Source organism: Mitsuaria sp. TWR114 (genome assembly GCF_007997345.1).
Genome location: NZ_VOSR01000085.1, coordinates 1 through 9,665 on the forward strand (window position 1 = coordinate 1; position 9,665 = coordinate 9,665).

Sequence of the window (9,665 nt, forward strand, 5' to 3'; positions counted from 1 at the left end):
GCGAGGTGCTCAAGCGCCTGCCCGGCGTCACCACCGGCGGACGACCCGGCCGCGGCGGCGAGGTCCGCATGCGCGGCATGGGCGGCGGCTACACGCAGATCCTGGTCAACGGCGAACGCATGCCGCCGGGCTTCTCGCTCGACGAGCTCCCGCCCGAACAGATCGAACGCATCGAGGTCATGCGCGCGCCCACCGCCGAGTTCGGCGCGCGCGCCATCGCCGGCACCATCAACGTCGTCCTGCGCGAGGCCCTGCAGCGCCGCCTCAACGAACTGCGCCTGGCCTCCACCTTCGAGCGCGACCACGTCACGCCCCACCTGAGCTGGACCCGCAACGACAAGCTCGACGACCAGGGCACCGCCTACAACCTCACCGTCAACGCGATGCAGCACAAGCGGCTCGACGACATCGCGTCGCAGTCGCTGACCAGCCGCTTCGACACCGGCACCGGCGCGCTCCAGAGCCAGACCCTGCTGCAGACCCGCGGACAGAGCGCCGACGAGCGCAAGTCGCTCAACCTGACCGGCCGCCTGCAGCTGCGCCTGGCGGGCGGCGACACGCTCGCGCTCCAGCCCTTCGTGATGGTCAACCGCGGCCGCGGCGCCAGCAGCGCCCGGCAGACCCAGTCGGCGGTGCCGGACGAGAACGCCTTCGAGCGCATCAAGTACGACAGCTACACCAGCGACAGCAGCAACCGCGCCACCATGGCCCGGCTGAACCTGCAGTGGAACAAGCGCCTGGACGAGCGCACCCGCCTGGAGACGCGGCTGGGCGCCGGGCGCATGACGATGGACGGCGATGCCCACCGCGAGGAGGACCTCGACGCCACGCCGGGCCTCTTCTTCCGCACGCAGGACGACACCACGAAGAGCCGCGACACGCAGTGGAGCGTGAACCTCAAGCTCAACCACCAGATGGACAACGAGCACAGCCTGGTCGCCGGCGTCGAGGGCGAAGGCACCACGCGCGAGCAGACGCGCGGCTGCACCGAGGTCTACGGCAGCACCATGCGGCGCGACAACTGCGCCTTCCTCGCCGACTTCGGCGAGAACGTCTCCGCATCGACGCGCCGGCTCGCCGCCTATGCGCAGGACGAGTGGAGCGTCGGCAAGCAGTGGGGCTTCTACGCCGGCCTGCGCTGGGAAGGCATCCAGACCGAGAGCAGCAACAACCAGGGCCCGGTGAAGAACACCTCCAGCGTGCTCACCCCGCTGCTGCATGGCGTCTACAAGATCGACGAGAAGAGCCGCGAGCAGATCCGCGCCAGCCTGACCCGCAGCTACAAGGCGCCCAACCTCAACGACGTCATCGGCCGGCTCAGCATCAACAGCCAGTTCACCTGCCAGCCGCCGGCCACGCTCTGCGGCAGCAACCTGATCAACTATCCCGACCGCTTCGGCAACCCCGACCTCAAGCCCGAGATGGCGACCGGCGTCGAGATCGGTTACGAGAAATACCTTTCGAAGGGCGGGCTGCTCAGCGTCAACTTCTTCTATCGCCGCATCACCGACCTGATCCGCGCCCAGGCCCAGCTCGAGACCGTGCCCTACGCCACCGAGCCGCGCTGGGTCATCCGGCCGCGCAACATCGGCAACGCCACCACCCGCGGCGTCGAGCTCGAAGCCAAGTTCCGCCTCGACGAATACGTCGCCGACGCGCTGCCGATCAACGTGCGCAGCAACCTGTCGCTGTTCGACTCTTCGGTGGACGGCATCCGCGGCCCTGACAACAAGCTGGACCAGCAGCCCCGCTACACCGCCAACCTGGGCGCCGACTACCGGCTGCGCTCGCTGCCGCTGACGCTGGGCGCCTCGCTCAACTACACGCCGACCACGCTGCTGCAGCAGAGCGACCAGGTGCTCAACGAGATCGACAAGAAGCGCGTCATCGACGTCTCGGCCCTGTGGACCTTCTCGTCCGCCGTGGCGCTGCGCCTGGCCGCGAGCAACCTGGTGCCGCTGAGCTACGGCAACGGCAGCATCGCGGTCACGCCGGGCCGGCTGGTCACCAGCGAAAACACCGGCCGCAGCTTCACCGTCTGGACCGTGCGCCTGGAACTGAAGGTCTGAGGACGCAAAAAAGGCTGCCCGAGGGCAGCCTGCAAAAAGCGGAGCAACAGGCCTCCGCGAGGGCGACGGGGCCGCAAGGGCCGGCCCCAAGGAGTCAACTGGTTCAGCGCCGCGACGGTTCGCTCTGGGCCTTCGCGCCGCCCAGCGCATGGCTGGCCGGCGTCCACACGGTGGCGCCGACGCCCAGCGCCAGCAGCACCAGCACCATCCAGGTCAGTGGCGACGTGCGGCGGCGCGCGATCGGCCGCGGCGGGCGGGAGGCCATGCGGGGTCGCAGTTGCGAGGGCAGCCTGTGGGCCTGCAGGCGCTGCAGCCGCACCGCCTGTTTGCTGCCGTCACTCCTGGACACAATCTCGAAGCTGATGCGCTCGCCCTCCTGCGGCGGCTGGCCGTCCATCGGGAAGGCCGACACATGCACGAACAGCGTCTCGCCGCCCTGCTCGGGCCGCACCACGCCGTGGCCGCGCTCGGCGTACCAGCTGTCCAAGGTTCCTTCGAATCGCATGACTTGTTCCCCCGTCTTGTGGATCGCCCGACGCCGCGTCGCGGACTTGTGGTCCGCTGGACGCCCTCCATCGGGCGCTTCTCTCTCTTCGGACAAAAGAGCCCGGCACGGGGCCGGGCTTCTGGGGGTGCATGCTGCCCAAGCCGTCACGGCCCCGGGCAACAGCCTGTAAGCCGTGCAACTTCACACGGTTTTAGTTCTTCAAGCCGGGCTTCAAGTACTTGTCGAGGAACTCCAGCGTCTTCTGGTTGGCCTCGATCTGGTTCTTCTTCTTGGAGAAGCCATGGCCTTCGTCGTCGAAGACGACGTACTCCACCGGCACGCCGTTCTTCTTGACGGCCTCGACGATCTCGTCGCTCTCCGGCTTGATCACCCGCGGATCGTTCTTGCCCTGGATCACCAGCAGCGGCTTGCGGATCTCCTTGGCATGGAACAGCGGCGAGGTGGCGACCAGGAAGTCCTTGTCCTTCACCGGATCGCCGATCTCCAGGTACAGCGCCTTGCGGAAGCTCTCCCAGTAGGGCGGGATGGACTCCAGCGTGCGCAGCCAGTTGGACACGCCGAAGATGTCCACGCCGACCTTGAAGGCCTCGGGCCGGAAGGCCATCGCCGCCAGCGTCATGTAGCCGCCGTAGCTGCCGCCCATGATGCCGATGCGCTCGGGATCGATCACGCCGGTGCTGGCGAGGTAGGTCTTGGCCTCGATGCAGTCCCACAGCGGCTCGCGGCCGTGCTTGCCGTCGTCGGCGGTGAAGAAGCTCTTGCCGTAGCCCGAGCTGCCGCGGTTGTTGATGCCCAGCACCGCGTAGCCGTGGTTGACCAGGTACTGGACCATCGCCGAGTAGCCGCGCGTCGTCTGCCCGCCCGGGCCGCCATGCACCAGCACCACGGCCGGCACCTTGTGGGTCGGGGAAGCTTCCTTGGGCTGGTAGTAGACCGACGGGATCACCATGCCGTCGAAGGAGCGGAAGCGCACGATGCGCGCCTCCACCAGCTCTTCCGGATCGATGTCCCGGGACAGGCTGCGCGACAGCTGTTTCACCTGCTTGCTGCCGAAGTCGTAGACATACAGGTTGCTCGGCGAGCGGTCGCCGTTCAGGTAGAAGGCCATGCGCTGGCTGGTCCGCGAGAAGGCCACGCCGCGCAGCTCGCCGCCCGGCAGCCGCGGCAGGGTCACCGGCTGGCCATCGGCGGTCTGGACGATGCGCAGCTCCAGGCTGGCATCGTTGTTGATGCCGGTGACGCGGTAGCGCCCGTCGCGGGAGTAGCTGCTGTAGACGATGTCCCAGTCGGCCTTCTCGAGCTCGCGCGTCTGGCCGGACGCCAGGTCGTAGGCCAGCAGGCGCTGGAATTCCGCGCCCTCGTTGGACAGCATCAGCAGGGTCGTCGACGCCGGGTCGAAGCCGGTCACGCTGAAGGACGCGACGCCCTGGTGCGGCGTGAGGTGCTTGGTCTCTTTCGACTGCGTGTCGTAGAGGTAGACGTCGGAGTCGGCCGTCGTGTTGGTCTTGCCCAGCGCCACCCAGCGGCCGTCGCCGCTGACGCCGAACACCGCGTTGCCGTCGTTGTTCTGGTAGACCAGCGTGCGCGCATAGGTCTTGGCGTCGTAGCGGTAGACGTCGATGTAGCGGGCGTCGCGCTCGTTGGTCGTGACGAAGAAGGCGTCGCCGTCGCGACTCCAGCCGTTGAAGCCAGCCTTGACCTTGTCGCCGGGCGTCAGGTCGCGCTCGCTGCCGTCGAGCTCGCGCACGATCAGGTGGTTGTTCTCGTTGCCGCCCTGGTCGCGGGTGAAGAGCACCCGGTCGTCATTGCGGAAGTAGCTGACGGCGTAATGGCTGTCGGTCTTAGAGGCGGTCAGCGCCACCGGCTCGCCGCCGTCGACGCTGATGCTGTAGACGTTGAAGATGCCGCTGGCATTGCTGCTGAACAGGATGCGGCGCTCGTCCTGGGAGAAGGACGCCCCGCTGATCGAGGTCGTCGCCATGAACTGCTCGATCGTGTAGCGCTTGGCGGGGCGCGGCTGGGTGGCTTTGGCCTCGGAACGGGCCGCGGCTTTCTCGGTCGCGGCCTGGGCGGGCATCGCCATCGCGGCCGCCAAGGCCAGGCCCAGCAGCGTCAGTGCCTGCCGCGGGGCGGCCTTCGGGAACGACTTCCTCATCGGGTTCTCCTCTCCTGATCGGGCCCGGGACCATCCCGGGATCCGGCGACTGTAGACGCCGGGGTCAGTCCTTGCCCATCCTGCGGCCGACTGGCGGCGGTGCGCCGCGACGGAGCGTCGATCCGGCGGGATGGACGGGGGAACCGGCCGCTCACTTGCCGGCGGGCACCTGCCCTTCCACCCCCTTCACATAGAACTTGATGTTCTGCAGGAACGCGTCGTCGGCGACCTTGTCCCGCGCCAGGACCTCCTTGCCGTCCTGGCCGGCGATCGGGCCCTTCCAGATGACGAAGCTGCCGTCCTTGAGTCCGGCCTTCACCTGGTCGACCCGGGCCTTGACCTCGGCGGGCACCGCGGCGTTCAGCGACACCAGGTCGATCGCGCCTTCCTTGACGCCCCACCAGCTGTGCTTGCCCGCACCGGCGCTCCAGCTGCCGTCCAGCGCTGCCTGGACGCTGGCGATGTAGTACGGCGACCAGTCGATCACCGCCGAGCCCAGGTGCGCCTTGGGCCCGTACGAACTCATGTCCGAGTCCCAGCCGAAGGCGTACTTCCCGTTCTTCTCGGCCGTCTGCAGCACCGCGCTCGAATCCGTGTTCTGCATCAGCACGTCGGCGCCGGCGTTGATCAGCGTCTGGGCGGCGTTGGTCTCCTGGGGCGGGTTGAACCACTCGTTGACCCAGACGACCTTGACCGTCACCTTCGGGTTGCTGCTCTGCGCGCCCAGCGTGAAGCTGTTGATGTTGCGGATCACCTCGGGGATGGGGATGGAGCCGACGACGCCCAGCGTGCCGGTCTTCGTCATCGCGCCGGCGACGACACCCGCCATGTACGCGCCCTCGTAGGTCCGCGCGTCGTAGCTGCGCAGGTTGGCGGCCTGCTTGTAGCCGGTCGCATGCTCGAAGCGGACCTGCGGACTGTCCGCGGCCACCTTCAGCATCGGCGCCATGTAGCCGAAGGTCGTGCCGAAGACCAGGGTGTTGCCCTGCTGGACCAGGTCGCGGAAGACCCGCTCGGCATCGGCCGCCTCGGGCACCTTCTCGACGAAGCTGGTCTGGATGCGGGACCCGAAGGTCTGCTCGAGCTTCTTGCGGGCGTTGTCGTGGGCAAAGGTCCAGCCGCCGTCGCCCACCGGGCCAACGTAGGCGAAGGCGACCTTGAGCGGCGCGCCCCCGGACGCGGCGCCACCCGCCTGCGGCGCGGACGCCGCCCCGGCGGGCGCGTCGTCCTTCTTGCCGCACGCGGCCAGCGCGAGCGCGGCGGCCGCCGACGCGGCGATCAGCAGGGAACGGCGGAGCATCGAACGCGGATATCGGACGGACATGGGTTCTCCAGCGAAGTCGTGATCGGAAAGCGGAAAGCGGGGGATCGCGGCGCCGCGCGCGGCTATCCGCCGGGATGGAACGGCCGCCCCAGCGAGGCCGGCATGTTGGCGCGGATGAAGCCCTCGTTGCGCGAGATCAGCACCAGCACCACGATGGTGGCCAGGTAGGGGAGCATGCTCAGGAACTGGCTGGCCACCTGCACGCCCTGCCCCTGCAGGTGGAACTGCAGCATGGTGACGCCGCCGAACAGGTAGGCGCCGAGCAGCACGCGCGCCGGTCGCCAGGTGGCGAAGCTGGTCAGCGCCAGCGCGATCCAGCCCTTGCCGGCGATCATCCCTTCGACCCACAGCGGCGTGTAGATCACCGAGCAGTAGGCGCCCGCGAGCCCGCACAGCGCCCCGCCGGCGACGACCGCCAGCAGCCGGATGCGCCGCACCGGATAGCCCAGCGCATGCGCCGATTCCGGCGACTCGCCGACCGCGCGCAGCACCAGGCCTGCGCGCGTGCGCGTCAGTCCCCAGGCGAGCAGCGCCGTCAGCGCGATCGCGCCGTAGACCAGCGGATGCTGCTTGAAGAGCGCCGGCCCGATGAACGGGATGTCGGCCAGGCCCGGCACCGCGAACGCGGGCCGCGGTCCGAGCTTCGCCTGTACGTAGTTCTGGCCGACGAAGGCCGAGAAGCCCGCGCCGAACAGGCTCAGCGCCAGCCCGGTCGCGTACTGGTTGGTGTTGAGGTAAACCGCGAGCGCGCCGAAGACCAGCGCCATCAGCGCGCCCGCACCGATCCCAGCCAGGAAGCCCACCAGGTCGCTGCCACTGTGCACCGCCGCGGCGAATCCGGCGATCGCGGCGACCAGCATCATGCCTTCAGCCCCGAGGTTCACGACGCCGGCGCGCTCATTGATCAGCAGCCCGAGCGCCGCGAGCGCCACCAGCGTGCCCGCGTTCAGCGTCGCGGCGATCAGCAAGGCCCAGGCATCCATCAGCGTTGCTCCTTGTCGACGCCGCGGACGCCGAGCCCGGCGACGCGCCGCACGCGGTAGTGGATCAGCGTGTCGCAGGCCAGCAGGCAGAACAGCAGCAGCCCCTGGAACACGCCAGTGATCGCCTTCGGCAGCCCGAGCCGCGACTGCGCCAGCTCGCCACCGATGTAGAACATGCTCATCAGGATCCCCGAGAGCACGATGCCCACCGGATGCAGCCGGCCGACGAAGGCCACGATGATGGCCGCGAAGCCGTAGCCCACTGGCACGTAGGGCGTGAGCTGGCCGAGCGGCCCGGCCGTCTCGAGCGCGCCGGCCAAGCCCGCCAGGCCGCCCGACAGCGTCATCGCGCCCCACAGGGCCGCACGCGACGAGAAGCCCGCGTAGCGCGCCGCCATCGGCGCGATGCCGCCCGTCTGCAGCGCGAAGCCCGCCATCGAGCGCATCAGCAGCCACCAGCAGCCGATCACCGCCGCCAGCGCGATCCACACGCCGATGTGCAGCCGCGTGCCGGTGAACAGCTTGGGCAGCTGCGTCGCCGGCAGGAAGGTGATGGTCTGCGGGAAGTTGTAGCCCGCCGGGTCCTTCCACGGGCCGTAGACGAGGTACTGCAGCAGCAGCTCCGCGACATAGACCAGCATCAGGCTGACGAGGATCTCGTTGGCATGGAAACGGTCGCGCAGCGCCGCGGTGATCGAGGCCCAGGCCACGCCGCCGAGCACGCCCGCGAGCAGGATGGGCAGGACGATCAGCTTCGTGCTGCCGGCGTCGGCCTGCATCGCGACCCAGCCGGCGGCCAGCGCGCCGGCGACGAACTGGCCCTCCGCGCCGATGTTCCAGACGTTGGCGCGGAAGGCCACCGCCAGCCCCAGCGCGATCAGCACCAGCGGCGTCGCCTTCAGGCCCAGTTCCCCGAGCGCGTAGCCATTGCGCAGCGGCTCCCAGAAGAACATGCGCAGGCCCTGCAGCGGGTCCTTGCCCAGCGCGACGAAGATCGCCACGCCGATCAGCGTCGTCAGCGCCAGCGCGATCAGCGGCGACGCCAGCGACATCGCCGCCGACGGCTGCGGGCGGGGTTCAAGCTTCAGCATGCGTGCCCTCCCCCGCGGCCGCGTCCCAAAGCCCGCTCATCCACTGCCCGATCTGCGCGACGCTGGCCTGGGCCACCGGGATCGTCGGCGACAAGCGCCCGCGCGCCATCACCACCAGCCGGTCGCTGAGCTCGAAGAGCTCGTCCAGTTCCTCGCTGACCACCAGCAGCGCGCAGCCGGCGTCGCGCAGCGCGAGCAGTTCCGCGCGGATCTGCGCCGCCGCGCCGACGTCCACGCCCCAGGTCGGCTGCGCGACCACCAGGGCCTTCGGCGCCGCGTCGATCTCGCGACCCATGATGAACTTCTGCAGGTTGCCGCCCGACAGGCTGCGCGCCGCGGCCTGCGGCCCGGCAGCGCGCACGCCGAAGCGCTCGATCAGCCGCCGCGCGAGCGCCGCCGCCTTGGCCGTCGACACGTGACCGAGCCGTCCCACCGGCTCGCGCCGTGTCAGCAGCGTGTTCTGCGCCAGCGACATCGACGGCACCGCGCCGCGTCCAAGCCGCTCCTCCGGCACGTGGTGCAGCCCGAGCGCGCGGCGCTTGGCCGGTCCGAGCGGTCCGAGATCGGTGGTGCGGTTCACAGCACCGGCTGCGGCCCGCGAGTTCGACGGGTCATTCGACTCGTCATTCGATGGGTCGGCCGACGGGTCATCCGCGATCCAGGTGACGACGCCGCGCTCAGCGCGGCGGTCCTCGCCGGACAGCACCCGCAGCAGTTCCTGCTGCCCGTTGCCCGACACCCCGGCCAGGCCGAGGATCTCGCCGCGTCGCAGCGCCAGCGCGATGTCCGCGAGCGCCGTGCCATGCGGTGTCTCCGGCGCCAGGCTCAGGCCGCTCACCCGCAATCGCTCCGGCGCGTGCTCGCGCACGGCGCGGGCGGCGAGCCGGGGCGGCTCCGCGCCGATCATCAGCCGCGACAGGCTGGCGTTGCTCTCCTGGCGCGGATCGACCTCGCCGGTCACCCGGCCCGCGCGCAGCACCGTGCAGCGATGGCACAGCGCGCGGATCTCGTCGAGCTTGTGGCTGATGTAGAGGATCGCGCAGCCCTGGTCGGCGAGCCGGCGCAGCGTGACGAACAGCGCCTCCACCGCCTGCGGGGTCAGCACCGAAGTCGGCTCGTCCAGGATCAGCAGCCGCGGCGCGGTCATCAGCGCGCGCAGGATCTCGACCCGCTGACGCTCGCCCACCGACAGCGCATGCACCGGGCGCTCGGGATCGAGCGGCAGGCCGTACTCGGCCGAGAGCGTGCGCACGCGGGCGCGGACCGCGTCCAGCGTCATCGCCTTGTCGAGCCCCAGCCAGATGTTCTGCGCCGCGGTCAGTGAATCGAACAGCGAGAAGTGCTGGTAGACCATGCTGATGCCCAGCGCGCGCGCCTGCGCCGGCGATCGCGGCGCCCGCGGTGCGCCGTCCCACAGCAGTTCGCCGGCATCGGCCTGCACCGCGCCGGCGATGATCTTCATCAGGGTGGACTTGCCGGCGCCGTTCTCGCCGACGATGGCATGCACCTCGCCCGGCGCGATGGACAGGCTGACC

Annotated in this window: 7 protein-coding genes; 1 reads left to right on the plus strand and 6 read right to left on the minus strand. The window is 69.7% G+C overall.

Annotated elements, in window-relative coordinates:
- The coding region (locus FUT87_RS04470; RefSeq protein WP_147240215.1) for a TonB-dependent siderophore receptor at positions 1-2,069 on the plus strand (2,069 nt) is incomplete at its 5' end.
- A 103-nt stretch (positions 2,070-2,172) separates the two neighbouring features.
- On the opposite strand, the gene FUT87_RS04475 is transcribed toward FUT87_RS04470, so the two are convergent.
- From FUT87_RS04475 to FUT87_RS04500, 6 genes are all read right to left on the minus strand, one after another.
- Positions 2,173-2,574: a cold-shock protein gene (locus FUT87_RS04475; protein ID WP_147240216.1), complete on the minus strand. Its 402-nt coding sequence runs from the start codon at positions 2,572-2,574 to the stop codon at positions 2,173-2,175.
- Positions 2,575-2,767: 193 nt separating this feature from the next.
- A complete protein-coding gene (locus FUT87_RS04480) occupies positions 2,768-4,732 on the minus strand; it encodes a S9 family peptidase (RefSeq protein WP_147240217.1) in 1,965 nt (654 codons plus the stop codon).
- 151 nt (positions 4,733-4,883) lie between these two features.
- Positions 4,884-6,056 carry a BMP family ABC transporter substrate-binding protein gene (locus FUT87_RS04485; RefSeq protein ID WP_147240218.1) on the minus strand — a complete coding sequence of 391 codons (1,173 nt, stop codon included), beginning with the start codon at positions 6,054-6,056 and terminating at the stop codon, positions 4,884-4,886.
- Between the two features lie 62 nt (positions 6,057-6,118).
- The gene (locus tag FUT87_RS04490; protein WP_147240219.1) at positions 6,119-7,039 is read right to left on the minus strand and encodes an ABC transporter permease; all 921 of its coding nucleotides are present in this window, start codon (positions 7,037-7,039) and stop codon (positions 6,119-6,121) included.
- Positions 7,039-8,130, minus strand: a complete 1,092-nt coding sequence (locus tag FUT87_RS04495) for an ABC transporter permease (RefSeq protein WP_147240220.1) — start codon at positions 8,128-8,130, stop codon at positions 7,039-7,041. Before FUT87_RS04495 ends, FUT87_RS04490 begins: the two co-directional genes overlap by 1 nt.
- Positions 8,117-9,665: ABC transporter ATP-binding protein (locus tag FUT87_RS04500; protein WP_147240221.1), on the minus strand; the 1,549-nt coding region annotated here is incomplete at its 5' end. The genes FUT87_RS04500 and FUT87_RS04495, both read right to left, overlap by 14 nt.